Consider the following 24,459-nt stretch of genomic DNA (forward strand, 5'->3'; position numbering starts at 1 on the left):
GCGCTGGGTTGAGAGCGCTGGGCTGAGACGCGGGGCAGCTGAGCCGCGGGGCGCCCGCGCGACCCCGGTCCGCGCCCGCGCGCGCCGGGGTCGGTTCAGGCGAGCCGGGGCCGCCGCGAGAGCGAGTCGATCGTCACCGCGAGCGCGAGCACCAGGCCCGTGACGACGTAGCGCTCCGACGTGCCCATGTTGAGCAGCGTCAGGCCGCTCGCGATCGAGTGGATCACGAGCACCCCGAGCAGCGCCGACCAGGCGCTCCCCCGGCCACCGAACAGGCTCGTGCCCCCGATCACGGCCGCGGCGATGGCCGTGAGGTAGAGGTCGCCGCCACCCGTGCCCTGGTTGGCGGCGGACAGCCGTCCCAGCGCGAGCACGCCACCCAGGGCCGCGAGCGTCGAGCAGGCGACGAACACCGAGACGATCGTGCGGCGCACCGAGACGCCGGCACGGCGCGCGGACTCCGCGGAGCCGCCCACGGCCCGCACCGCGCGACCCCAGCGGGTGCGGCGCAGCAGCACGTCGGTCACGGCCACGAGGCCCAGGAACAGCGCGAACGCGACGCCCACGCCGCGGTTGGTCTGCAGGTGCGCCACAGCGACGCCCAGCACCGCCGCGAGGGCCACGACGCGGACCGCGACCGAGAGCGCGGACGCCGTGGGCAGCCCCGCACGCTCGCGGCGACGCCGCGCCACGACGAGCGACCCGGCGTAGCCGAGCACCACGAGCACGACGGCGGCACACGCGACGGCCGGGGGCAGGAAGCCCTTCTGGACGGTGCGCACGAGCCAGGACCCGAACGGGAGGTTCACCGAGCCGGTCGGTCCGAGCACCCGCAGCTGCAGGCCGGCGATCACGAGCAGGCCCGCGAGCGTGAACACGAAGCTCGGCAGCCGCATCCGCGTCGCGAGCACGCCGTACAGGAGACCGACGAGCGCCCCGACGACGAGCGCCGCGACCACGCCGAGCGCGAGCGGCCACCCGAGCTGCACCGACCCGACCGCCACGACGGCAGCCGACAGCCCGCACACCGACCCGACCGACAGGTCGATGTGCCCCACGAGCAGCACGAGCACGACGCCCAGGGCGATGACCCCCGTCGCGGCCGACTGCAACGTCAGGTTGACCAGGTTGTCGGCCGAGAGGAAGTGCGGGTTGAGCGCCTGGAACACGGCCCACAGGGCCAGCAGCGCGCCCGCGATGGGCAGCATGCCGAGCTCGCCCGCCCGGGCGCGCCGCCCGATCGAGCGCGCGAGCTCGACCACCGAGGACGACGCACCCTCCGGGACGTCGATCCGCTCCAGCAGCTGGGGCGTCGTCACGACACCCGCTCGGGCAGGGTCGCGCGGGCGCTCCGCCCGCTCGGGGTCACTCCCGTCACGCTCGCGATGAGGTCCTCGTAGCTCGTGCTCGCGGCGTCGAAGTCGCCGTTGATGCGTCCGAGCCGGAGAACCACGATGCGGTCCGCCACCGCCTGCACGTCCGCCATCGAGTGGCTGATGAGCACCACGCCGTGGCCCCGCTCACGCAACCGCTCGATGAGGTTGAGCACCTCGGCGGTCTGCGTGATGCCGAGCGCGGCGGTCGGCTCATCGAGCACCACGACGCGCGGCTCCCCGAGCAGCGCGCGGGCGATCGCCACCGCCTGGCGCTGGCCGCCCGCGAGCGCCCCGACGGGGGCCCGCACGGACGGCACGCGGGCGGCGAGCTGGTTCAGCAGCTCCCACGCCCGGCGCTCCATCGCGACCTCGTCGAGCATCGGGCCCTGCGTGACCTCCTGGCCCAGGAAGATGTTCTCGACCACGTCGAGGTTCTCGCACAGCGCGAGGTCCTGGAACACGGCGGCGATGCCGTGGGCGCGGGCGACCGCGGGGTTGGAGAGCTGGACGGGGCGACCGTCGCGCTCGACGTGACCCGCGTCGGGCACGAGCGCACCCGAGACGATGCCCGTCAGCGTCGACTTGCCCGCGCCGTTGTCACCGATGACGGCGACGACCTCGTGCGCATGGACCTCGAAGTCGATGTCGACGAGTGCACGCACCGCGCCGTAGGACTTCGAGATGCCGTGCAGGGACAGCACAGGAACCTTCACCGGTCCCCCTCCTCGATGAGGCCTGCCTCGATGCAGGCGCGCCGGTAGGGATCCACGCAGATCACCTCGCTGGTGTAGACGCCACCGTCGACGACGACGTGGCGCAGGTTCTCGGACGTGACGGCCACGGGGACGAGCAGGACGGCGGGTACGCCCTGCACCGTCGTGGTCGTCGTGGGCGTGCGGCCCTGCAGCATCTCGACGGCGATCCTGGCCGCCGTGCGAGCCTCGTCCGCGACGTCCTTGTAGACGGTCATGTGCTGGTCGCCGCTCACGATCCGCTGGACCGCGGACAGCTCGGCGTCCTGGCCGGTCACGGCGGGCACCGGGTCGAGCCCGGCGCCCTTCATCGCGGAGATCGCGCCGCCTGCGGTGCCGTCGTTCGCGGCCCAGACCGCGTCGACCCGGCCCGCGTACTGGGTGAGCTGGCCCGCGACCCACTCCTGCGCCTTGTCGGGGCTCCAGTCGGGCGTCGCGTACTCGGCGAGCACCTCGACCCCCGCGCCGGCCAGCGCGCCACGCGCACCGGCGAGCAGCGCGGCGGAGTTGCCGTCGGTCCCTGCCCCACCCACCAGGAGCACGCCGGGGGTGCGTCCCGTGGGGTGTGCGGCGAGCTCGGCGACGAGCGACTCGCCCTGCAGGCGTCCCACGAGCTCGCTGTCGAACGACACGTACGCCGCGACGTCGGCGTCGAGCCACCGGTCGTACGCGACCACCGGCACGCCGCGCGCGGTGGCCGCGGCCACGACGCTCACCGCGGCCATCACGTCGACCGCGTCGAGCACCAGCACCCCGGCACCCTGGCTCAGCACCGACTCCGCCTGCTGCTGCTGACGTTCGGCGTCCTGCGCGGCGTTGGTCGTGAGCACCCGGCACTCCGGGCACGCCTCGGCGACCGCCGCCTCGAACGCCGGACGGTCGACGTCCTCGTAGCGTGCGGTCTTGGACTCGGGCAGCAGGAACGCGACGGTCGGGGCGTCGGTCGACGACGGGTCGGTGGCGCAGCCCGCCGCACCGGCGAGCGCCAGGACCAGCACGGCGACCGCCGCCGCACCGCGAGCCCGGCTCATCCGGCCCCCACCAGTGCCCCGGCGATGCCCGCACGGTCGAGCGCGATCGCGAGCGCGCCGCGCACCTCGGCCTCGGCGCCCAGCTCGGACGCGACGACCTTGACGGGGCCCGCTGTGCTCGGCACGGTGCGCTGGCCGAGCACGGTGCGCAACGGGTCGAGCAGGATCGCCCCCGCCTCCGCGAGGCGTCCGCCCACGACCACCAGCTCGGGGTCGAACAGGTTGCACACGTTCGCGGCGGCCACCCCGAGGTGCTGGCCTGCGTCGAAGATCACGCGTCGACAGCCGGGGTCGCCCTCGTGGGCCCGCGAGATCACGTCGGGCAGCGTCAGGTTGCCGTGGCTCGCCTGGAGCATCGCGAGCAGCACGGGCGCCCCGACGAACGTCTCGAGGCAACCCCGGTTCCCGCACCGGCAGATGGGGCCGTTGTCGTCGATCGTGACGTGGCCGATCTCGCCCGCGGTGCCCGACCGGCCGTGGAAGAGCTCGCCGTTGAGCACCAGGCCGCCGCCCACGCCGTGCGAGACGCGCAGGTACACCACGTTGTCGCGGCCACGCGCGGCACCCAGGCGCACCTCGGCGAACGCCCCCAGGTTCGCGTCGTTGTCGACGAAGACGGGGACCCCGAGCCGGTTCTCGAGCACCTTCGGCACAGCGACGCCGTCCCAGCCGCGCAGCATGCCGAGCGTCGAGACCTGACCGGTGCGCACGTCCACGGGGGCGGGCACACCGACACCCACGGCGAGCACCTCGCTCATGCTCGCGCCCACCTGCTCGACCATCTCGGTGAGCAGCAGGGCGGCCCGTTCCAGGCCCGCGTCGGCGCGGTGGTCGGGGGGCAGCGGCATGCGCTGCTCGGCGACGATCCGGTGGGCGACGTCGGCCAGCGCGACGCGCAGCGACCGGGTACCGAAGTGCACGCCCGCGACGAGGCCGAGGTTGCGGGCGAGGGTGACCTGCTGCGCGCGACGGCCGCTGCGCGAGGTCGGGGCGGTGTGCAGGATGCCGACGCCCGTGAGCTCCTTGACGATGTTCGACACCGTCGCCGGGGACAGCCCTGTCACCCCGGCCAGCTCGACCTGCGTGAGGGAGCCACGCTGCTGGACCGCACTCACGATCCGGGCCCGGTTGGCTTCACGCAGTGAAGTCTGGGAACCCGGGGTCACCCGGTCTGTGCCCACAGCGGGAACAATACACAGGCCATCTCGCGCATCTGCCTGCGCCTCGACAGGCCGGGCTACCCCTTGACCAGGGGATCGAGCGGCGGGTCGCCCGCCCCCGGCACCTTGTACAGGCTCAGGTCGAGGGCCTGCGCCACCTGGGCCACCGCCGCCATCGCCCGCACGCTGTTGCCGACCGGGTCGAGCGGTGGCGAGAACGCCGCGATCGCGAGCTTGCCCGGGGCCACGGACAGGACACCGCCGCCGACCCCGCTCTTGCCCGGGAGCCCCACGGTGTACGCCCAGTCGCCCGACGACGTGTACATCCCCTCCATGGTCATCTCGGCCAGGAGGTGCGGCACGAGCTCGGCGTCGACGACGTGCTCGTGGGTCACCGGGTTCGTTCCCCCCGCCGCGATCGTCGCGCCCATGGTCGCCAGGTCCTCGGTCGTGATGAGCGTCGAGCACTGCCGGGTGTAGACGTCGCACGCCTCCATCGGGTCGGAGTACATCGCGCCGCCGCCGTACAGCAGCCACGCGATGGCCCGGTTGTGGAAGTTCGTCGCCTGCTCCGAGGCGTTGACCTCGACGCTGAGCCGGATCTCTCGTCCCGCGAAGGCCCGCTGGGTCTGGAGGATGCGGCTCCACCGCTGCTCGGTGTCGACGGCCGTCACGAGGCTCACGGAGGACATGGCGCCCGCGTTGACGAGCGGGCTGAGCGGCTTGTCGTTGTGCAGCTCGAGGGCCGAGACCGAGTTGAACGGGAGCCCCGTCGGGTCCGCACCGATCTTCCGGTGGAACTCGACAGGCCCGACGTCCGCCATGGCGCGCGCCATCGTGAACACCTTCGAGATCGACTCGATCGCGAACTCGGCGTCCGAGTCGCCGGCCGTGCAGGCGGCCCCGTCCACCGTCACCACGGCCACGCCGAACAGCGACGGGTCGACCGAGGCGAGGTACGGGATGTAGCTCGCGTTCGCCCCGCCGGTGCGGGTGGTGCAGTCGCGGTGCGCGGCGTCGACCGCCGCCTGGATGGTCTGCGCGTCGAGCGCCATGGTGGAACCTCCTGCTCGATCCGTTCAGCCGTCAGCTGTCGAACCACCCGGTCACCGCGTCCACCACGAGCCGTGGCCCGCGGCGGCGGGCTCCACGAGCACCGCGACGGTGCGCGGCGGCACCGTCACGGTGCCCGTCGACGACGCCCAGGTGGTCTGCCGTACGACGGCGTCCGTGCCCTTCTGCTGCACGGGCGAGAGCGTGTAGCGACGGCCCGCGAGCGCGGGCACCACCTGGGTGGTGGTCTCGTCCGAGGCGTTGACGACCACCAGCAGGCCGTCGAGCCCCTTGTCGACGTCCTTGCCCGTGGCTTGCCGCCCGCGCCGGTCGTCGACGTGCATCACGACCACGCCCGGGGTGGCGTCGGGCCCGCTGCCGGGGAACGTCACCTTCTTCTCGATGAGCGCGGCGTCCCCGAGCCGGAACAGCGGCGTCGAGAAGCGCAGCCGCAGCAGGTCCGCAGCGGCGGCCCTCGCCGTCGCCACGTCCCGCGCGGTGGGCTTGAGCGTCGTGTCGGCGAGCAGCGCCTGCTGGAAGGGCCACAGGGCCGCGTTCTCGGTCTGCGGCGGCAGACCCCGGCCGAAGCCGTTGTCCTTGCCCGAGACGTCGAGCACGTTGAACCAGTCGCCCGAGTCGTACGAGTTGCGGTCGAGGGACTTGCTGCGCAGCAGGTCCGCCCCCGCGTGCCAGAACGACGGGGTCTGGGCGAGCGCGGTCGTCGCGAGGGACACGGTGTTCATGCGCACCCGGTCGCTCATCGACGTCGTGCGCGGCAGCTTGAACGTGAGGGCGTCGAACAGCGTCTCGTCGTCGTGCGCGTCGACGTACGTCACGACCTCCTCGGGCGAGTCGGCGTAGCCCGCGGGCGCGCCGTCGTCGTCGATCTCGGCGCCCGATCGCACCTGCCCGTCGCTCGTGAGGAACGTGTAGTCCCGCAGGTTCCCCGCGAGGCCCAGCCGCACGAGGTCGCCCTGGTGCTGGACGCGCGCGAGCTGCTGCGCGGGCGTGCCGTTGACCGACGCTCCGTTCGGGTCGGTCGCCGCGCCCGAGCCGAAGCCCTGGATGCGGGGGTCCTCGTCGAACGGGCTGCCGCCCCGCACCGCGTCGCGCAGCCGGTCGCTGAACGTCCCGATGCCCGTGCCGCCGAGCTGACCCTGCGTGGCCTGCGTGAACAGCGCGTTGTTCGCGACCTCGCCGAAGCTCCAGCCCTCGCCGTACAGGTACACGGCCTTGCCGTCGACCCCGTCACGCCGCACCGTGAGCCGGTCCAGGGCGGCGCGCACGGCCTGCATGGTCTCGACCGAGTGGTGCCCCATGAGGTCGAAGCGGAACCCGTCGACCTTGTAGTCACGGGCCCAGGTGACGACCGAGTCGACCATGAGCTTCTGCGCCATGGCGTGCTCGGTGGCGACGTTCTGGCAGCACGTCGACGTCTCGACCGAGCCCGCGGCGTCGAGCCGGTGGTAGTAGCCGGGCACCACGCGGTCGAGCACCGACGCGGGCGCCTGGCCGCTCGCGGACGTGTGGTTGAAGACCTGGTCGAGCACGACCTGCAGCCCGTCGGCGTGCAGCGCACCGACCATGGTGCGGAACTCCGCGACGCGCGCACCGCCGACCGGGTCGAGGGCGTACGAGCCCTCGGGTGCCATCCAGTGCAGCGGGTCGTAGCCCCAGTTGTAGGCGTCGGTCGCGGCGACGGCAGCGACGGCGGCCTGCTGCTCGGTCGAGTCGGGGGCGAACGACGCCAGGTCGCCCTGGGGCACCGCCTGCTTGCTGCGGTCCTCCTCGATCGTCGCGATGTCGAACGTCGGCAGCAGGTGGATCGTGGTCATCCCGGCCTTGCGCAGCGCACGCAGGTGCGCCCGGCCCGCGCCGTCGGTCGCGAACGCGCCGTACGTGCCCCGCAGCACCGCGGGGACCGTCGCGTCCGAGGCCGAGAAGTCCCGGACGTGCAGCTCGTAGATCGTCTGGTCGACGGGTCGCACCACGGGCTGGGCCGTCCGCTCCCACTGCCGCGGCCGGTAGGTCGGGTCGGCGAGGTCCACGAGCACCGAGTGGGTCGAGTTCGTGGTCAGCGCGACCGAGCACGGGTCGGTCACGGCGTTGACCTCGACCTTGCCGGTGGTCGGCGCGTACACGCTCACCTCGAAGAGGTAGGCCGAGCCCACCCACGAGCGCGTGCCCGCGACCGTCCACGCGCCGTCCTTCTGACGCTGCATCGTGACGCGGCGTGGCGCCGCGCTCGTGCCGGTGCCCGACCAGAGCAGCAGGTCGACCTTCTGGGCCGTGGGTGCCCACAGCGCGAGCGACGGCGCTCCCTTGGCCCAGGTGACGCCCAGCGTGCGACCCGCGGCCGCGGCGTACAGGGCGTCGAGCGCCCCCGGGACCTGCACGCCCGAGACCGCGAGCGGGGTGCCGTCGGGGCCGCGCTGCGTCACGAGCAGCTGCCCGCCCACGAGCGCCTCGACATCGGCGCGCGCGAGGCCGTCGGGCACGCGCAGCGCGAGGAAGCCCGCGAGCGCGGGGAACCGTTCGAGCTGGGCCGCGCTGAGCCCGGCCGGGTCGTACGACAGCTCGTGGGTCGCTCCCCCGGTCACCGTGCCGTCGGCGATCGTGAGGCTGCCGTCGGGCGAGCCGTGCAGCCGGTACGTCGACGCGCCGGGGGCTGTGCCCGCGGGCACCCACGACGCGGGCCAGGCGAGCGTGCGGGCGTCGACCCAGTGCGCGCGTTCCTCCCCGGTGCCGGGCAGCGGCGCGTCGGCGACCTCGATCGTCAGCAGGTGCGTCGCGAGGACGTAGGTGAACAGCACGGGCGTGCCTTCCGGTGCGGCGAACGGGAAGCTCGCGCCGTCACGCGTGCCGCCCGCCCCGTCATTCTCTGCCCAGGACAGCCCGTGGGCGACCTCGTCGCCACCAGGGGGCTGCGCGGCGAGCAGCAAGCGTCACGTGCCCGCGCGCAGCTCCTCGACCCGTGCCGCGAGCGCCGGCTCGTCGGCCGCAGGGACGTCCACCTCGACGACCTTGTCGCGGCTCGTCGCCCCGGTCACGAGCGAGACCGCCCGCCGGCGCACCCCGCAGGCGTCCGCCACCGCCGCGAGCGCAGCCTCGGTCGCCGCCCCCTCGACCGCCCGCGCGCCCACGGCCACGACCAGCCGGTCGCCGTGCAGCCCGCCGACACGGGTGCGCGACGCCCCCGGCTTGACCCTGATCGCGACGCGCACCCGCACATCCTCCCCGACTGGTCAGACGAGCCCGAGCTCCCGCACGGCAGCCTGCTCCTCGAGCAGCTCCGCGACCGACGCGTCGATGCGCCCCCGCGAGAAGTCGTCGATCTCGAGGCCCTGCACGATCTCCCAGTCGCCTCCCGAGGACGTCACCGGGAACGACGAGATGAGCCCCTCGGGCACGCCGTACGAGCCGTCCGAGACCACGCCGGCAGACGTCCAGTCCCCCTCGGGGGTGCCGTGGACCCACGAGAACACATGGTCGATCGCCGCGTTCGCGGCCGACGCGGCCGACGACGCACCGCGGGCCGCGATGATCGCCGCCCCCCGCTTGGCCACCGTCGGGATGAACTCGTCCTCGATCCATGCCTGGTCCGCGACGACCTCGGTGGCGGGCCGACCGGCCACCGTCGCGTGCGTGAGGTCGGGGTACTGCGTGGCCGAGTGGTTGCCCCAGATCGCCAGCCGCGCGATGTCCGTGACCGGCGCCCCGGTGCGTCGCGCGAGCTGCGAGACCGCGCGGTTGTGGTCCAGGCGGGTCATCGCGGAGAACCGTGCACCCGGCACGTCGGGGGCGTGCGAGGCGGCGATCAGCGCGTTCGTGTTCGCCGGGTTGCCGACCACGAGCACCCGCACGTCGTCCGCGGCGCCCTCGTTGATCGCCTGGCCCTGGGGCTTGAAGATGCCGCCGTTCGCGGAGAGGAGGTCGCCGCGCTCCATGCCCGCGGTGCGGGGGCGAGCCCCGACGAGCAGCGCGATGTTCGTGCCGTCGAACGCCGCCTTGGCGTCGTCGTGGATGTCGACCCCCGCGAGGAGCGCGAACGCGCCGTCCTCGAGCTCGAGCGCAACCCCTTCTGCGGCCTTCATGGCCTGCGGGACCTCGAGCAGCCGCAGCCGCACCGGGGTCGTGGGGCCCAGCAGGTGACCCGACGCGATGCGGAAGAGCAGGGCGTAGCCGATCTGGCCGGCAGCACCGGTCACGGTCACGTTGACGGGGTTCGTCATGCGAATCTCCTTTGATCCTCTGAACGGACGACGTGCAGCTGCGGGTGCGGGACGCACGGTGCCCGGCGGCCCGGCGGGACCGACCGGGCACCGTGCGTCACCGGGGTGAGATCAGGCGAGCCGGGCCGCCAGGTTCTCGTCGAGCGCGCCGAGGAACTCCTCGGTCGTGAGCCACGGCTGCTCGGGTCCGACGAGCAGCGCGAGGTCTTTCGTCATCTTGCCGCTCTCGACGGTCTCGATGACGACCTTTTCGAGCGTCTCGGCGAACTCCGTGACCTCGGGGGTGCTGTCGAGCTTCCCGCGGTGCTTGAGACCACCGGTCCACGCGAAGATCGACGCGATCGGGTTCGTGGACGTGGGCTTGCCGGCCTGGTGCTGGCGGTAGTGCCGCGTCACGGTGCCGTGCGCGGCCTCGGCCTCGACCGTCTTGCCGTCGGGGGTCATGAGCACCGAGGTCATGAGACCGAGCGAGCCGAAGCCCTGCGCGACGGTGTCCGACTGCACGTCGCCGTCGTAGTTCTTGCAGGCCCAGACGTACCCGCCCTCCCACTTCATGGCCGCAGCGACCATGTCGTCGATGAGGCGGTGCTCGTACGTCAGGCCGGCCTCGGCGAACTGGTCCTTGAACTCGGTGTCGAACACCTCCTGGAAGATGTCCTTGAACGCGCCGTCGTAGGACTTGAGGATCGTGTTCTTGGTCGACAGGTAGACCGGGTACCCGCGCTGCAGCCCGTACGCGAACGAGGCCCGCGCGAAGTCGCGGATCGAGTCGTTGAAGTTGTACATGCCCATCGCGACGCCGCCGCCGTCGGGGTACGTCACGACCTGCTGCTCGATCGGCTCGGAGCCGTCCGCGGGCGTGAACGTCAGGGTCAGCGTCCCGGCGCCGGGCACCTTGAAGTTCGTGGCGCGGTACTGGTCGCCGAACGCGTGACGGCCGATGATGATCGGCTTGTTCCAGCCCGGCACCAGGCGCGGGATGTTCGAGATGATGATCGGCTCGCGGAACACCACGCCACCGAGGATGTTGCGGATGGTGCCGTTGGGCGACAGCCACATCTTCTTGAGGCCGAACTCCTCCACGCGGGCCTCGTCGGGCGTGATCGTGGCGCACTTGACGCCGACGCCGTGCTCCTTGATGGCGTGGGCGGCGTCGACCGTGACCTGGTCGTCGGTCGCGTCGCGGTTCTCGATCGACAGGTCGTAGTACCGCAGGTCGATGTCGAGGTACGGGTGGATGAGGCGGTCCTTGATGAACTGCCAGATGATGCGCGTCATCTCGTCGCCGTCGAGCTCGACGACGGGCCCGACTACCTTGATCTTCGCCATGCGGTGGCTCTCCTGTGCTCTCGTGAGTGCTCGTCCCGGCGGGGCCGGTCACGACGCCGACGGGGTCCGGCGCCCAGATTACTCGACATCAAGAGACTTGTGGCCCGGCCGGCGGCAGTGGTTCACCGGACGCTCAGGCCCGGGTGCTGGCATATTGGGAGGTCTCAGCCGCTGCGCGGGGCACGGTGGACCCGGGGGACCGCGCCCGCCGCCGTCCCGGTCACGGACCGACACACCGATGACAGGACACGTCATGTCTGAGCCCAAGGACACCCCTGACACCCCCGGCCCGCCGGTGCCCGACGAGACGCCCGCCACCCGCCAGGGGCACCGCTCGCCCACCGGCCCCGCAGACGCCGTGGTCGAGGACGTCGCCTACACGATCCCGGCCGGGCGCTTCGTGGACAGCTCGGCGCTGCTCCCCCGGCTCGGCGCGGAGGCCTTCGGCACGTTCCTCCTGGTGATCGCGGGTCTCGGCGTCGCGCTGTACTCAGGCTTCACCGGGCTCGGCGGTGGCCCGCTCGCTGTGGGCCTGGCGTTCGGCCTCGCGTACGTCGCCGGCGCCGTGGCGCTCGGGCACGTCTCGGGCGCCCACTTCAACCCCGCCGTGACCCTCGGCGCCGCGATCGCCGGGCGCTCGCCGTGGCGCGACGTCGTGCCCTACTGGCTCGCGCAGCTGATCGGCGGTGCGTTCGCCGCCGCGGTGCTGTTCGTCGCGCTCGCCTCGTTCCCGGCGCTCGACGGCGCCGAGAAGACGTTCTTCTCGACCACCGCCAACGGCTTCGGCGATCACTCGCCGATCGGCGCGGTCTCGGGCGCCGGTGGCAGCGGCTTCAGCCTGTGGGGTGCGCTGATCATCGAGGCCGTGCTCACGGCGACCTTCGTCGGGGTGGTGCTCGGCTCGACCGACCGCCGCTCGACCAAGGCGCACGCACCGTTCTCGATCGGCCTGGTCTACACGGTGCTGCTGCTCGCCGCGATCCCCGTGACCAACGGCTCGCTCAACCCCGCGCGCTCGACCGCGGCGGCGATCTTCTCGGAGGGCTGGGCGTTCGGCCAGCTCTGGCTGTTCTGGGTCGCGCCGCTCGTCGGTGCCGCGGTCGCGGCGCTCGTCTACCGCGCGTTCGTGCCCGAGCCGGTCGAGGACAACCTGCAGCAGGAGGACGACGTCGAGGAGGTCGACGTCATCGAGGAGGTCGACGTCGTCGACGGTCCTGAGGAGCCGAAGGCCTGAGCCGCGGTCGCCACCGGTCAGCCGGTGGGGACCACCTGGGACAGCACCCCGATCGTGAACGCGAGGCCGACCAGCAGGGTCACGTCGATGAACCTGGTCCGCACCGCGAGCGCGGCGGGGTGCTGCCCCGGGGCCACCGAGCGTGCGACCGCGCACGCCACGAGCACCACGGAGAGCACGAGCCCACCCCACGAGATCCCGGCGGCGACCGCCACGAGCGCCGAGACGACGACCCCTGCCGAGACCCACCACAGCGACAGGTTGCGCCCCGCGGCGAGCGACGCCCGGGCGATCTGACGCGGGTCGAGCTCCTGCTCCTCGGGCGGCACCTCGTCCTCGGTCTGCGGCGCAGCGGCAGGTTCGGCGGCGGCGCCGGCTACGGGGTCGGGTCGGGGCGGGTTCAGCGACGGCCAGCGGGGCTGCCGCGCAGCCTGCTGCGGGTCGCTCGCCCCGGGCTCCCCTGCGGGTCCCTGCGCACCTTCTCGACGCTCCACGTTCGCTCTGCCTCCCACCCGGGAGACTACCGTTGCTGCCGTGCCGCCCTCACCGCGAATGCCGTCCCGACCGCCGCGGTCCGTCGTGGTCGTGGGTGCGGGCCTGGCGGGCACCCGCACGATCGCCGCGCTGCGCGAGCAGGGCTTCGACGGCGTCGTCACGCTGCTGGGCGCCGAGCCCGACGCACCGTACGACCGGCCCCCGCTCTCCAAGCACCTGCTCGACCGGCCCACCCCGACGCTGCTGCGCGACGAGCTCGGCGCCGACGCGCTGGCCCTGGCCGACGACGTGCGGCTCGGGACGGCGGCCCGCGGGCTGCGGGTGCTGCCCGGCGCGGTCGAGGTCCTGACCGACGACGGCGCGCTCACGGCCGACGCCCTCGTGGTCGCCTCGGGGTCGCACGCGCTGCGCCCGGCGGGCTGGCAGGACGCGCACGTGCTGCACACCGCGTCCGACGCCGCCCGGCTGCGCGCGCTGCTGGTGCCCGGCGTGCGGCTCGTGGTGGTCGGGGCCGGCTGGATCGGCGCCGAGGTCGCCGGGGTCGCGGCCGCCGCAGGGATCCACGTCGAGGTCGTGGAGGCGTTGCCCGCGCCGCTCGCCGGTCCGCTCGGCGTCGCCGTCGGCGCGGCGTTCGCGCCCTGGTACGCCGACGCCGGGGTCACCCTGCACACGGGCGTCCAGGTCGCGCGCGTGCACCCCGGCGGGGTCGACCTCGCCGACGGCCGCTCGATCGCCGCCGACGTGGTGCTCGCCGCGGTCGGAGCCCGTCCGGCCACCGGGTGGCTCGGGGACGCCCTGCCGCTCGAGCCCGACGGCGCTGTGCGCGTCGACGCGGGGTACGCCCCCGAGGAGGGCCCCGCCCACGTGCGCGCCGTGGGCGACGTCGCACGCCGCCGGTCCCCCCGGCACGGGCTGGTGCCCGGTGGGCACTGGGACGGCGCGCTCCGCGGACCCGACGTGGCGGTGCGCGCGCTGCTCGGCACGGGCGCCCCGACCGCCGACCCGGACGCTCTCGACGACCCCGCGCCGTACGTGTTCTCGACCCAGCTGGGCCACGACCTGGCGATGTTCGGGCACCGCGGCCCGTACGACGACCTGGTGCTGCGCGGCGACGCGGCCGGCGGCCCGGACGGCTGGTCCGCCCTGTGGTTCGCCCCGGGCAGCGACGTGCTCACAGCTGTGCTCACGGTCGACCGGCCCCGCGACGTGGGCGCCGCGCGTCGCCTGTTCGCGGGCCGCACGCTCCCCCGCCTCGACCCGGCCCGGGCAGCCGACACGGACGTCCCGCTGCGGGGTGCCGTGCGCTCCTGAGCCGGGCGTCGTCCGGCCAGGTCCGGGCACCCAGACCGGGTGCCCGGACCCCGACCGTCAGTGGGCGAAGTGCCGCGTGCCCGTGAGGTACAGCGTGACGCCCGCGGCGCGGGCGGCGGCCACGACCTCCTCGTCACGCACCGAGCCACCGGGCTGCACCACGGCGCGGACCCCGGCGTCGAGCAGCACCTGCAGGCCGTCGGCGAACGGGAAGAACGCGTCCGAGGCGGCGACCGCCCCGCGTGCCCGGTCGACGCCGCCGACGTTGGCCCGCTCGACCGCGAGCCGGCACGAGTCGACCCGGTTGACCTGGCCCATGCCCACGCCCACCGACGCACCGTCGTGGGCGAGCAGGATGGCGTTGGACTTCACGGCCCGCACCGCGCGCCACGCGAACTCGAGGTCGCGCAGCGTCGCGTCGTCGGCGGGCTCACCGGCCGCGAGGGCCCACGTGGCCACGTCGTCGCCCGCCGCGTCGACCCGGTCGGTCTGCTGCGCGAGCGCCCCGCCCGAGATCGGGCGCAGCTCGAAGCGCCCGGCGGCGGCCGGGACGACGGTGAGCAGGCGGATGTTCTTCTTGCGGCTCAGCACCTCGAGCGCCTCGGGCTCGAAAGAGGGAGCCACGACGACCTCGGTGAACACCGGGGCGATCTGCTCGGCCGCGGCCAGGGTCACGGGGCGGTTGGCGGCGATCACGCCGCCGTACGCCGAGACCGGGTCGCACGCGTGGGCCTTCGCGTGGGCGTCGGCCACGTCGCTGCCGATCGCGATGCCGCACGGGTTCGCGTGCTTGATGATCGCCACGGCCGGCGCGTCGTGGTCGTGCGCGGCCCGCCACGCGGCGTCGGCGTCGACGTAGTTGTTGTAGCTCATCTCCTTGCCGTGCAGCTGCTCGGCCCCCGCGAGCCCGCGACCCGCGGCGCCGTCCTGACCCAGGTACAGCGCGGCGTCCTGGTGCGGGTTCTCGCCGTAGCGCAGCACCCGCCCGCGCTCCCACGTGCCTCCGACGAACGCCGGGAAGCCGGACTCCTGCGCCGCGGCGTCGGGCGCGTGCTCCTGCGCGAACCAGCCGGCGACGGCTGTGTCGTACGCCGCTGTGTGCGCGAACGCCTCGGCGGCCAGGCGGCGACGCTCGGCCAGGGTGAAGCCCTCGGCGGCGGACGCCGCGACCTCGGCGTAGCGGGCCGGGTCGATCACGACGGCCACGCTGGGGTGGTTCTTCGCGGCCGCGCGCACCATCGACGGGCCGCCGATGTCGATGAGCTCGACGCACTCGTCGGCCGTGGCCCCCGAGGCGACGGTGGCCGAGAACGGGTAGAGGTTGACGACCACGAGGTCGAAGGGCGCGATGTCGAGCTCGGCGAGCTGGGCCAGGTGCTCGGGGCGGCGGGTGTCCGCGAGGATCCCGGCATGCACGCGCGGGTGCAGCGTCTTGACCCGCCCGTCGAGGCACTCGGGGAACCCGGTCAGGTCCTCGACCCGGGTCACGGGGACCCCGGCCGCGGCGATGGTCGACGCGGTCGAGCCTGTCGAGACGAGCTCGACGCCCGCGGCGTGCAGCGCCGCGGCGAGCTCGGTCAGGCCGGTCTTGTCGAACACGCTCAGCAGCGCGCGGCGGATCGGGCGGCGCGTCGTGGGCGCATCGGGATCGGCGACGGGGGCGAAGGGGGTGGCGAAGCCGGACATGCGGGTGACCTCCCGGGTCGGTGCGGTCTCGTGAGACGGTCTGGACCCGAGCACCCAGGCGAACGGTGCGACGGCAGGGGTACCTCCGGCCGCTCCCCGGTGGTTGTGCCCACCTCAGGTACGCCAGTCACGGCCAGGAGCAGTCTAGCCGCGTCGTGGCCCACGTCACCCGACGACGACGCGCCGACCCACCACGGTCATGCCCTCGCGCGCGATCCGCCCCACCCACTCGACCAGCAGGTCGCGCTCGACGACCTTGATGCGCTCGTGCAGGCTCGCCTCGTCGTCGTCGGGCTCGACCGTGACGGCTGCCTGGGCGATGATCGGCCCGCTGTCGACGCCCGCGTCGACCACGTGCACGGTGCAGCCCGTGACCCGGGCCCCGTAGGCCAGCGCGTCACGCACGCCGTGGGCCCCCGGGAACGCAGGCAGCAGCGCGGGATGGGTGTTGACGACGCGGTCGGGGAAGCGCGCGAGCATCGGCGCACCGAGGATCCGCATGAAGCCCGCGCTCACGACCAGGTCGGGGTGGAACACGGCGACCACCTCCCCGATGCCGGCGTCCCACGCGGCACGGTCGGCGAAGTCGCCCGGGACCAGCACCGCGGTGGGGATCCCGGCGGCGCGGGCGAGCGTGACCGCCCCCGCGTCGGGCCGGTCGCTCACCACGCCGACGACACGGGCGCCGTAGGCCGGGTCGGCGTGGGCCGCGAGCAGCGCCGCGAGGTTCGACCCGGTGCCCGAGACGAGCACGACGACCCGACCCGACCTGCGGGTCGGCGGGACCGGTGGGCGAGGCCCGTCGCTCGCGGTGGTGCTGGGCACGGCGGCGCGGGGGGCGCGGGGCGAGCTCATGCGCCGACCCTAACCGTCGGCCCGCGGGGCCGAGTGGGGCGTCCGGGGGCGCGGATGGGCGAGAATGCTCACGTGTCCAACCCGTACGCCCCGCCGTCCGAGGACACCCCTCGCCCGGACCCGTCCCGCACGCGGCCCGTCCCCGACCGCCCGCACGGTGGTCCGCGCCCTGGCCCGCCGAGCGGTCCCCCGTCCCCGGGTCGCGACCCCCGGCAGGGACCGCCGCCCGCGCCGCTGCCCCCGATCGACCCCGAGGCGCTGCGCGTCGCGAGCCGGCGGGTCATGAACTTCGGCCTGCTCATGATCGCCACGATCGTCGTGAGCACGCTCCCGCTGCCGTGGCGCGCGGCGAGCCTGGTGTTCGTGGTCCTCGCGATCGTCGCGGGCGTGCGTGCGCTCGTCGCGACCCGGCGGGCCCGCGTGCGCGGCGCGCTGACCCCGATGCTGCTGGTCGGGCTGGCGTTCGCGGGGATGCTCTCGCTCACGCTCGTGACCATGCTCGCGACGTGGCCCGTGCAGCAGGCGCACGAGGAGTGCCTGCGCGGCGCGCTGACGGTGTCGGCCCGCGCGGGGTGCGACCAGACCTACGAGCAGGACCTGCTCACGTGGCAGGAGAACCTGACGAGTCGCGCGACCCGCGGCTGACCACCCGGCGCGCGACGTCGGCACACCAGCCCCGGAACGCAGCGTCGCCCGGCAGCGTCACGGCGAGCACCCCGACGAGCACCCCCGCCCCGGTGCGCAGACCCACCGCGAGCGTCGACGCCCCCACCTCGGCCATCCGGCCCGGCCCGACCCCGCCGCTGGCCGCCGCGACGAGCAGCGCCGCCCCGACCCCCGCGACGAGCGCCGCGACGACGCCCGCGACGAGCGGGTCGACCCATCGGTCGGTGGGCAGCCGCCGGTGCAGCCACCACCCCGCGACGAGCCCGGCCACGACCACGAGCAGCGGCGCCGCGGCGAGCACGCCACCCTCGCTGCCCGGCTGGGGCAGCGCGCCGAGCAGCGGGACAGCAGGCAGCGGACCCGCGACGACCTCGGTCGGGGTGAACATGCTGCCCGTCCCGACCTGGAAGCCCGCACCCACGACCCACGCGAGGGCCCACACCACGAGGTTGGGCACGAGCCCGAGCTGGGCCAGTGCGAGCACGCCGCCCCCGACCACGTCGAGGTCCAGGGCCCGCACCACCTCGCTGATCTCCGAGCGTCCCGTCAGGACCCAGGCCACCACGACCGCCGCCGCGACGGCGACCAGCCCCGAGAGCGCGACCAGCCCGGCACCCGCCCCGGTGCGCACCGGCGGGACGACCCGCGACCGCAGCGCACGGAACGTCCGCAGCAGGGTCGCGTCGCTGCGCCGGGCGAGGCCCGCGGCGAGGCCTGCGCCGGACACCGCCGCACCGCCCAGCAGCGCCAGGGCCACGTCCGCGACGCTCGCACGCACGCAGAGCGCGATGGCCGCCGTGAGCACCGCGTACCCACCGACCCCGGCCCCGAGACCCACGGGCGTCGCGTAGCCCGAGCGGCGGGCCGAGGTGCCGCAGGTGAACAGCGCGAGGCACGTGATGCCGAGCGGGACGAGCGTGACGACCCCGTCGCCGACGCCCAGCGGCACCCCGTGGCCGAGCAGCCACAGCCCGGCGCCGACCCGCGCCGCGTCGGTCCACGTCGTGCCGGCGTTCGACGGGTCGGCCGACGTCACGACGTAGGCGGTCACCGCCGGCAGGACGACCACGAGCAGCGAGAGCACAGCGCCCTGCACGCCCGCGAGCAGGCCCGTGACCCAGCGCGGCGTGCCGTCGACGGCGCTGCCGGGCGGCGTGGGCGGCGCCTCGTCGGTCAGCACCCGGGGGCGCCGGGCCCGGTCGAGACGGTCGGTTCCAGACGGATCGGTCACGAGGACATCGTCCCCGCCCGACGCGGGTGAAGCGTCCAGGTGCGTCGGCGCGCCGGGCAGGTCGTGCGGGAGGTCACCGACCGGCGCCCACGGGCACCCAGCCGTCCAGGTGCGTGCGCACGATCTGACCGAGGGCGTCGGTCCACGCCGGGCGCGCGTTGCCCCAGGGCACGTACGCGAAGCCCGAGCCGCCCGCCTCCTCGTAGGCCTCCCGGTTGAGCTGGTCGATCTCCTCGAGGGTCTCGAGGCAGTCGGACACGAACCCGGGGCACACGACCTCGGTGCGGCGCGACCCGTCGGCCCCCAGGCCCCGGACCGTGTCGATCGTCGCAGGGCCGAGCCAGCGGGCCGGGCCGAAGCGCGACTGGAACGTCAGCAGGCACGAGCCCGCGTCCAGGCCCAGGCGCTGGCGCACAGCGTCGGCCGTGCGCTCGCACTCGGCGAGGTAGGGGTCGCCCGCGTCGGACATGGCCTGCGGGATGCCGTGGAAGCTCAGCACCACCCGGTCACCCGAGGCAGGGTCGGGGCGCCCGACCTGGTGCCAGCGCTCCTCGAGCGCCGTGCACACGGCGTCGACGTACGCCGGGTGCTCGCCGAACGCCCGGACCGTGCGCACCTCGGGGTGGTGCGGCAGCGCGGCGACCGCGCGGTGCGCCGCGTCGAGCACGGTGCCGGTCGACGAGCTCGCGTACTGCGGGTACAGCGGCACCACGAGGACGCGCTCGTGCCCGCGGTCGACGAGGTCGGCCAGCACCGTGGCGAACGCCGGCTGGCCGTAGCGCATCGCGACGGCCACCTCGACGTCCGCACCGAGCGTGGCCTGGAGCGCCGCGGCCTGGGCGCGGGTGTGCACCAGGAGCGGCGAGCCGTCGGGGGTCCATACCGTCCGGTACTTCGCGGCCGAGGCGCGCGGGCGGGCGCTCAGCACCCCCAGCTCGAGGATCGGGCGCCACACCGCCGGATGCATGTCGACGACCCGGCGGTCCGTGAGGAACTCGCGCAGGTAGGGCCGCACAGCGCGCGACGTGGGCGCACGGGGGGTTCCGAGGTTGACCAGGACGACGGCTGTCCCGGGACGGGGCTCGATCACGCGACGCGACCTCCGGTGGATGATCCGGCGAGCGTATCGACGCCCGGGCACCCCCGATGACGACGTGTCGTCAGGTCACAGCGTCAGGTCAGCACCGGACGCGACGACGGCGCCGCACCCGCAGGGGGTACGGCGCCGTCGGTCGTCCGCGCGGTGCGCGGGATGTCAGGCGAGCAGCTCGCGGGCCAGCGCGGCGGTCTCGCTCGGCGTCTTGCCGACCTTGACCCCGGCGGCCTCGAGGGCCTCCTTCTTGGCCTGCGCGGTGCCGGCCGAGCCGGACACGATCGCCCCGGCGTGGCCCATGGTCTTGCCCTCGGGGGCCGTGAAGCCCGCGACGTAGCCCACGACCGGCTTGGTCACGTGCTCGGCGATGTAGGCCGCCGCACGCTCCTCGGCGTCGCCGCCGATCTCGCCGATCAGCACGATGACCTCGGTCTCGGGGTCGGCCTCGAACGCGGCGAGCGCGTCGATGTGGGTGGTGCCGATGATCGGGTCGCCGCCGATGCCGATGGCCGTGGAGAACCCGAGGTCCCGCAGCTCGTACATCATCTGGTAGGTCAGGGTGCCCGACTTCGACACCAGCCCGATCTTGCCGGGGCCGGTGATGTCGGCCGGGATGATCCCCACGTTCGACTTCCCGGGGCTGATCAGGCCCGGGCAGTTGGGGCCGACGAGCCGCACGCCCTTGTCCTGCGCGTACGCGAAGAACTCGGCGGTGTCGGCCACCGGGACGCCCTCGGTGATGATGACGGCCAGCGGGATGCCCGCGTCGACGGCCTCGAGCACGGCGGCCTTGGTGTGGGCCGGCGGCACGAAGATGACCGACACGTCGGCGCCGGTCTCCTTCATCGCCTCCTCGACGCTGCCGAACACGGGCACGTCGACGGTGCCGTCGCCCAGCGGGAACGTCACGGACGTGCCGGCCTTGCGCGGGTTGACGCCGCCGACCACGTCCGTGCCGCTCGCGAGCATGCGCGTCGTGTGCTTGGTGCCCTCGGAGCCCGTCATGCCCTGGACGATGACCTTGGATGACTCGGTCAGGAAGATCGCCATGTCAGTTGTTCTCTCGTCTCTGCGTGATCGGGCTCAGGCGGCGGTGTGGGCGAGCTCGGCGGCCTTCGCCGCTCCGCCGTCCATCGTGTCGGCGAGCGTGACGAGCGGGTGCGCGGCCTCGGCCAGGATGCGGCGCCCCTCGAGCACGTTGTTGCCGTCGAGGCGGACCACGAGCGGCTTGGTCGCCGCGTCGCCGAGCATCTCGAGCGCGGCGACGATGCCGTTGGCGACCGCGTCGCACGCCGTGATGCCACCGAAGACGTTGACGAACACGGCCTTGACCTGCGGGTCCGACAGGATGATGTCGAGGCCCGCGGCCATGATCTCGGCCGAGGCGCCGCCGCCGATGTCGAGGAAGTTCGCGGGCTCGACCCCGCCGAACTCCTCGCCCGCGTACGCGACGACGTCGAGCGTGCTCATCACGAGCCCGGCGCCGTTGCCGATGATCCCGACCTCGCCGTCGAGCTTGACGTAGTTGAGGTCCTTCTCCTTGGCGCGCGCCTCGAGCGGGTCGGCCGCGGCGGCGTCCTCGAGCCCGGCGTGGTCGGGGTGCCGGAACCCGGCGTTCTCGTCGATCGTGACCTTGCCGTCGAGTGCGACGATCCGGCCGTCGGTCGTCCTGACCAGCGGGTTGACCTCGACCAGCGTCGCGTCCTCGCCCTGGTAGACGTCCCAGAGCCGCTGCAGCACCTGGGCCACCTCGGGGGCGACGTCGGGCGCGAACCCGGCGGCCGCGACGATCTCGTCGGCCTTGTCCGCGTCGATGCCGGCGCGCGGGTCGATCGCGACCTTGGCGAGGGCCTCGGGGCGCTCGACCGCGAGCTGCTCGATCTCCATGCCGCCCTCGACGCTGGCCATGGCCAGGTAGCGGCGCTCGGACCGGTCGAGCAGCACCGAGAAGTAGTACTCCTCGGCGATGTCCGCGCCCGCCGCGATCATCACGCGGTGGACCGTGTGGCCCTTGATGTCCATGCCGAGGATCTCGGCTGCCTTCTCGGCGGCCTCGTCGGCCGAGCGGGCGATCTTGACGCCGCCCGCCTTGCCGCGTCCACCCGTCTTGACCTGCGCCTTGACCACGACGACGCCGGGCCGCCCACCGAGCAGCTGCTCCGCGGCCGCGCGGGCCTCCTCGGGCGTGGTGGCGACGATGCCGCCGAGCACGGGAACGCCGTGCTTCTCGAAGATGTCACGTGCCTGGTACTCGAACAGGTCCACCTGGCTCTGGTCCTTCCGTCGACCCGCATGGCGCGGCCTGGGTGGCCACGGCGCCCCGCACGATGCTAGCCGCGTCGCGACTTTATCTTCACATCGAGAGATGTCGCCTGGGCCACAACGGGCGGACAGGTGTCGAGGTCAGCGCGCCTACAGCTTGGTCACGGGCGAGAACCGGAGCAGCAGCCGCTTGGTCCCCTCCGAGCCGAAGTCGACCTTGGCGACCGCGTTCGGGCCCGCGCCCTCGAGCCCGACGACGGTGCCGAGCCCGTACGCGTCGTGCGTGACCTTGTCCCCCAGGGCCAGGTCCGGGATCGCCCCGTCGGGCCGCGGGGTGGCCGAGCCGAACGTCGCGCCCGTGGACGGGGTGGTCGTGCGCCGCGTGACGGGCCCGGAGGAGGACCCGCCCGACGACGACCCGCGCGACCCGTACCCCGAGCCGAAGCCGCCCGAGCCCGTGCTGTACCCGCCGGGCGTGCGCAGCCGGTCCATGCTCGACTCGCGCCGGCGCCAGTCCACGAGCTCCTCGGGCAGCTCGTCGAGGAAGCGGCTCGCCGGGAACTCGTTGGGCACGCCCCAGGCGGTGCGCACCGCGGCTCGCGAGACGTACAGCCGCTCGCGCGCACGGGTCAGCCCCACGTACGCGAGCCGGCGCTCCTCGGCGAGCTGGTCGGAGTCCGCGAGCGAGCGCATGTGCGGGAACGTGCCGTCCTCCATGCCCGTGACGAAGACGACCGGGAACTCGAGCCCCTTCGCGGTGTGCAGCGTCATGAGCGTGACGACGCCCTGGTCGGGCCGGTCGTCGGCGCCGTCGCCGTCGCCGTCCTGGGCGGGGATCTGGTCGGAGTCCGCGACGAGCGACACGCGCTCGAGGAAGTCCGCGAGGTCGCCCTCGGGCTCCGACTGCTCGAACTCGGACGCCACCGCGTGCAGCTCGGCGAGGTTCTCGACGCGGGTGCCGTCCTGCGGGTCCTCGGAGGCGCGCAGCTCGGCGAGGTAGCCCGTGCGGTCGAGCACGGCCCCGAGCACCTCGGCGGGCCCGGCCCCCGACGCGACCAGGTCGCGCAACTCGCCCATCATCGCGGCGAACGCCCGCAGGCCCGTGATCGCGCGCGTGCCCAGGCCGGGCACGTCGTCGAGGCGCTCGAGCGCCGCGCCGAACGAGATGCGCTCCCGCTCGGCGAACGCCGCGACCATGGCCTCGGAGCGGTCCCCGAGCCCGCGCTTCGGGACGTTGAGGATGCGGCGGACGTTGACGTCGTCGTCGGGGTTGGCCAGGGCCCGCAGGTACGCGACCGCGTCCTTGATCTCCTTGCGCTCGTAGAAGCGTGTCCCGCCGACCACCTTGTACGGCAGCCCGACGCGGATGAGCACCTCCTCGAGCGCCCGGGACTGGGCGTTCGCGCGGTAGAAGATCGCGACGTCGCCCGGTCGCACGCCCTCGGCGTCGCCGAGTCGGTCGATCTCCTCCGCGACGAAGCGCGCCTCCTCGTGCTCGTTGTCGGCGACGTACGCGACGATCTGCGCACCCGCCCCCGAGTCGGTCCACAACCGCTTGGGCTTGCGGCCCGGGTTGCGCGAGATGACGGCGTTCGCGGCCGAGAGGATGTTCTGCGTGGAGCGGTAGTTCTGCTCGAGCAGGATCGTGCGCGCGTCCGGGTAGTCGGCCTCGAACTCCAGGATGTTGCGGATCGTCGCCCCGCGGAACGCGTAGATCGACTGGTCGGCGTCGCCCACGACAGTGAGCTCCCCGCGCAGCGGGGTGTCGCCCTCCCGGGGCGCCCCGACGCCCGCGAGCTCGCGCACGAGCGTGTACTGGGCGTGGTTCGTGTCCTGGTACTCGTCGACCAGGATGTGCCGGAAGCGCCGCCGGTAGTGCTCGGCGACCTGCGGGAACGCCTGCAGCAGGTGCACGGTCTGCATGATCAGGTCGTCGAAGTCGAGCGCGTGGGCCTGGCGCAGCCGCGCCTGGTAGCGCTGGTACACCTGGGCGAGCGTCGCGTCGAAGTCGTTCGCGTCGCTCACCTGCGACGAGTACTCGTCGGGGTCCACCAGCTCGTCCTTGAGCGCCGAGATCTTGTTCGCGAGCGCCTTCGGCGGGAACTTCTTGACGTCCAGGTCGAGCTCGCGCGCGACCATCGTGAGCAGGCGCTGCGAGTCGGCCGAGTCGTAGATCGAGAAGCTCGAGCGCAGGCCCAGCGTCGCGGCCTCGCGCCGCAGGATGCGCACGCACGCCGAGTGGAACGTCGAGACCCACATGCGCTGCGCGGACGGTCCGACGATCGCGGAGACCCGCTCGCGCATCTCGGCCGCGGCCTTGTTCGTGAACGTGATCGCGAGCACCTCGCCCGGCCGGGCGCGCCCCGTGGCGAGCAGGTGGGCGATGCGGTGCGTGAGCACGCGCGTCTTGCCCGAGCCGGCGCCCGCGACGATGAGCAGCGGGCCGCCGTGGTGCAGCACGGCCTCGCGCTGCTGGGGGTTGAGCCCGTCGAGCAGCGTGTCGGGGTCGAGGTGCGCGGCGGCCGGTCGACCGCCCGAGGCAGGCCCGTGCGGGTGTGCGGAGTCGTCGGGCACGTCACCGCCCCGGGGTGGGACGGCGGACGGGAGGCGCCCGAGATCGGCGGGGCCGAACCCGGGCAGCGGGAGGTTGTCGAAGAGCGAGGTCATGGCACTCACAGCCTAGGCAACTCCAC

Annotated in this window: 19 protein-coding genes, 1 pseudogene and 1 riboswitch; of the genes and pseudogenes, 3 read left to right on the top strand and 17 right to left on the bottom strand. The window is 73.9% G+C overall.

Going from position 1 to position 24,459, the window contains the following annotated elements; all coding sequences use genetic code 11:
- Positions 1-95: 95 nt before the first annotated feature.
- The 9 genes and pseudogenes from ACGIF2_RS17100 to ACGIF2_RS17140 form a co-directional block, all read right to left on the bottom strand.
- Positions 96-1,319: a sugar ABC transporter permease gene (locus ACGIF2_RS17100; protein ID WP_396048356.1), complete on the bottom strand. Its 1,224-nt coding sequence runs from the start codon at positions 1,317-1,319 to the stop codon at positions 96-98.
- A complete protein-coding gene (locus ACGIF2_RS17105; RefSeq protein WP_396048358.1) occupies positions 1,316-2,089 on the bottom strand; it encodes an ATP-binding cassette domain-containing protein in 774 nt (257 codons plus the stop codon). The genes ACGIF2_RS17100 and ACGIF2_RS17105 overlap by 4 nt, the downstream gene beginning before the upstream one ends.
- Positions 2,086-3,159: a substrate-binding domain-containing protein gene (locus ACGIF2_RS17110; protein ID WP_396048360.1), complete on the bottom strand. Its 1,074-nt coding sequence runs from the start codon at positions 3,157-3,159 to the stop codon at positions 2,086-2,088. Before ACGIF2_RS17110 ends, ACGIF2_RS17105 begins: the two co-directional genes overlap by 4 nt.
- Positions 3,156-4,274: an ROK family transcriptional regulator gene (locus ACGIF2_RS17115; protein ID WP_396048362.1), complete on the bottom strand. Its 1,119-nt coding sequence runs from the start codon at positions 4,272-4,274 to the stop codon at positions 3,156-3,158. Before ACGIF2_RS17115 ends, ACGIF2_RS17110 begins: the two co-directional genes overlap by 4 nt.
- Before the next feature lie 122 nt (positions 4,275-4,396).
- The gene (gene glsA / locus ACGIF2_RS17120) at positions 4,397-5,374 is read right to left on the bottom strand and encodes a glutaminase A (protein WP_396048364.1); all 978 of its coding nucleotides are present in this window, start codon (positions 5,372-5,374) and stop codon (positions 4,397-4,399) included.
- A gap of 51 nt (positions 5,375-5,425) precedes the next feature.
- Positions 5,426-8,296 (bottom strand): annotated as a pseudogene (gene pulA / locus ACGIF2_RS17125) (pullulanase-type alpha-1,6-glucosidase); the annotation flags it as partial.
- A gap of 21 nt (positions 8,297-8,317) precedes the next feature.
- Positions 8,318-8,596, bottom strand: a complete 279-nt coding sequence (locus ACGIF2_RS17130) for a DUF167 domain-containing protein (protein WP_396048367.1) — start codon at positions 8,594-8,596, stop codon at positions 8,318-8,320.
- 21 nt (positions 8,597-8,617) lie between these two features.
- Entirely contained in the window at positions 8,618-9,604 is a 987-nt protein-coding gene (locus tag ACGIF2_RS17135; RefSeq protein ID WP_396048368.1) for a malate dehydrogenase, read from the bottom strand.
- 111 nt (positions 9,605-9,715) lie between these two features.
- Positions 9,716-10,933: an NADP-dependent isocitrate dehydrogenase gene (locus ACGIF2_RS17140; RefSeq protein WP_396048370.1), complete on the bottom strand. Its 1,218-nt coding sequence runs from the start codon at positions 10,931-10,933 to the stop codon at positions 9,716-9,718.
- Between the two features lie 253 nt (positions 10,934-11,186).
- Here ACGIF2_RS17140 and ACGIF2_RS17145 point away from each other — a divergent pair, with 253 nt between their 5' ends.
- Positions 11,187-12,167: an aquaporin gene (locus tag ACGIF2_RS17145; RefSeq protein ID WP_396048372.1), complete on the top strand. Its 981-nt coding sequence runs from the start codon at positions 11,187-11,189 to the stop codon at positions 12,165-12,167.
- Between the two features lie 17 nt (positions 12,168-12,184).
- On the opposite strand, the gene ACGIF2_RS17150 is transcribed toward ACGIF2_RS17145, so the two are convergent.
- On the bottom strand, positions 12,185-12,661 hold the full coding sequence (locus ACGIF2_RS17150) for a DUF3017 domain-containing protein (protein WP_396048374.1): 477 nt from the start codon (positions 12,659-12,661) through the stop codon (positions 12,185-12,187).
- A gap of 40 nt (positions 12,662-12,701) precedes the next feature.
- Between ACGIF2_RS17150 and ACGIF2_RS17155 the strand changes: the two genes are divergently transcribed.
- Positions 12,702-13,973, top strand: coding sequence for an NAD(P)/FAD-dependent oxidoreductase (locus ACGIF2_RS17155; protein WP_396048376.1), 1,272 nt, complete (start codon positions 12,702-12,704; stop codon positions 13,971-13,973).
- Between the two features lie 57 nt (positions 13,974-14,030).
- Here the strand turns inward: ACGIF2_RS17155 and purH are convergent, their stop codons facing one another.
- Positions 14,031-15,659 carry a bifunctional phosphoribosylaminoimidazolecarboxamide formyltransferase/IMP cyclohydrolase gene (purH, locus tag ACGIF2_RS17160; RefSeq protein WP_396048378.1) on the bottom strand — a complete coding sequence of 543 codons (1,629 nt, stop codon included), beginning with the start codon at positions 15,657-15,659 and terminating at the stop codon, positions 14,031-14,033.
- Between the two features lie 45 nt (positions 15,660-15,704).
- Positions 15,705-15,800, bottom strand: a riboswitch (ZMP/ZTP riboswitch).
- A gap of 24 nt (positions 15,801-15,824) precedes the next feature.
- Positions 15,825-16,514, bottom strand: coding sequence for a phosphoribosylglycinamide formyltransferase (purN, locus tag ACGIF2_RS17165; protein WP_396048380.1), 690 nt, complete (start codon positions 16,512-16,514; stop codon positions 15,825-15,827).
- Positions 16,515-16,586: 72 nt separating this feature from the next.
- Here purN and ACGIF2_RS17170 point away from each other — a divergent pair, with 72 nt between their 5' ends.
- Complete coding sequence (locus tag ACGIF2_RS17170; protein ID WP_396048382.1) at positions 16,587-17,159, top strand: hypothetical protein; 573 nt, start codon at positions 16,587-16,589, stop codon at positions 17,157-17,159.
- On the opposite strand, the gene ACGIF2_RS17175 is transcribed toward ACGIF2_RS17170, so the two are convergent.
- From ACGIF2_RS17175 to pcrA, 5 genes are all read right to left on the bottom strand, one after another.
- The gene (locus ACGIF2_RS17175) at positions 17,116-18,411 is read right to left on the bottom strand and encodes a DUF6350 family protein (RefSeq protein ID WP_396048384.1); all 1,296 of its coding nucleotides are present in this window, start codon (positions 18,409-18,411) and stop codon (positions 17,116-17,118) included. The genes ACGIF2_RS17170 and ACGIF2_RS17175 overlap by 44 nt on opposite strands.
- A 73-nt stretch (positions 18,412-18,484) precedes the next feature.
- Positions 18,485-19,501, bottom strand: coding sequence for a ferrochelatase (gene hemH / locus ACGIF2_RS17180; RefSeq protein WP_396048386.1), 1,017 nt, complete (start codon positions 19,499-19,501; stop codon positions 18,485-18,487).
- Positions 19,502-19,666: 165 nt separating this feature from the next.
- Positions 19,667-20,554 carry a succinate--CoA ligase subunit alpha gene (sucD, locus tag ACGIF2_RS17185; protein WP_396048388.1) on the bottom strand — a complete coding sequence of 296 codons (888 nt, stop codon included), beginning with the start codon at positions 20,552-20,554 and terminating at the stop codon, positions 19,667-19,669.
- 33 nt (positions 20,555-20,587) lie between these two features.
- A complete protein-coding gene (gene sucC, locus ACGIF2_RS17190; RefSeq protein WP_396048390.1) occupies positions 20,588-21,769 on the bottom strand; it encodes an ADP-forming succinate--CoA ligase subunit beta in 1,182 nt (393 codons plus the stop codon).
- Positions 21,770-21,916: 147 nt separating this feature from the next.
- Positions 21,917-24,433 (bottom strand): DNA helicase PcrA, encoded by a 2,517-nt coding sequence (pcrA, locus tag ACGIF2_RS17195; RefSeq protein WP_396048392.1) that lies wholly within the window; start codon positions 24,431-24,433, stop codon positions 21,917-21,919.
- Positions 24,434-24,459 lie beyond the last annotated feature (26 nt).

Source organism: Cellulomonas sp. P22 (assembly GCF_044392165.1).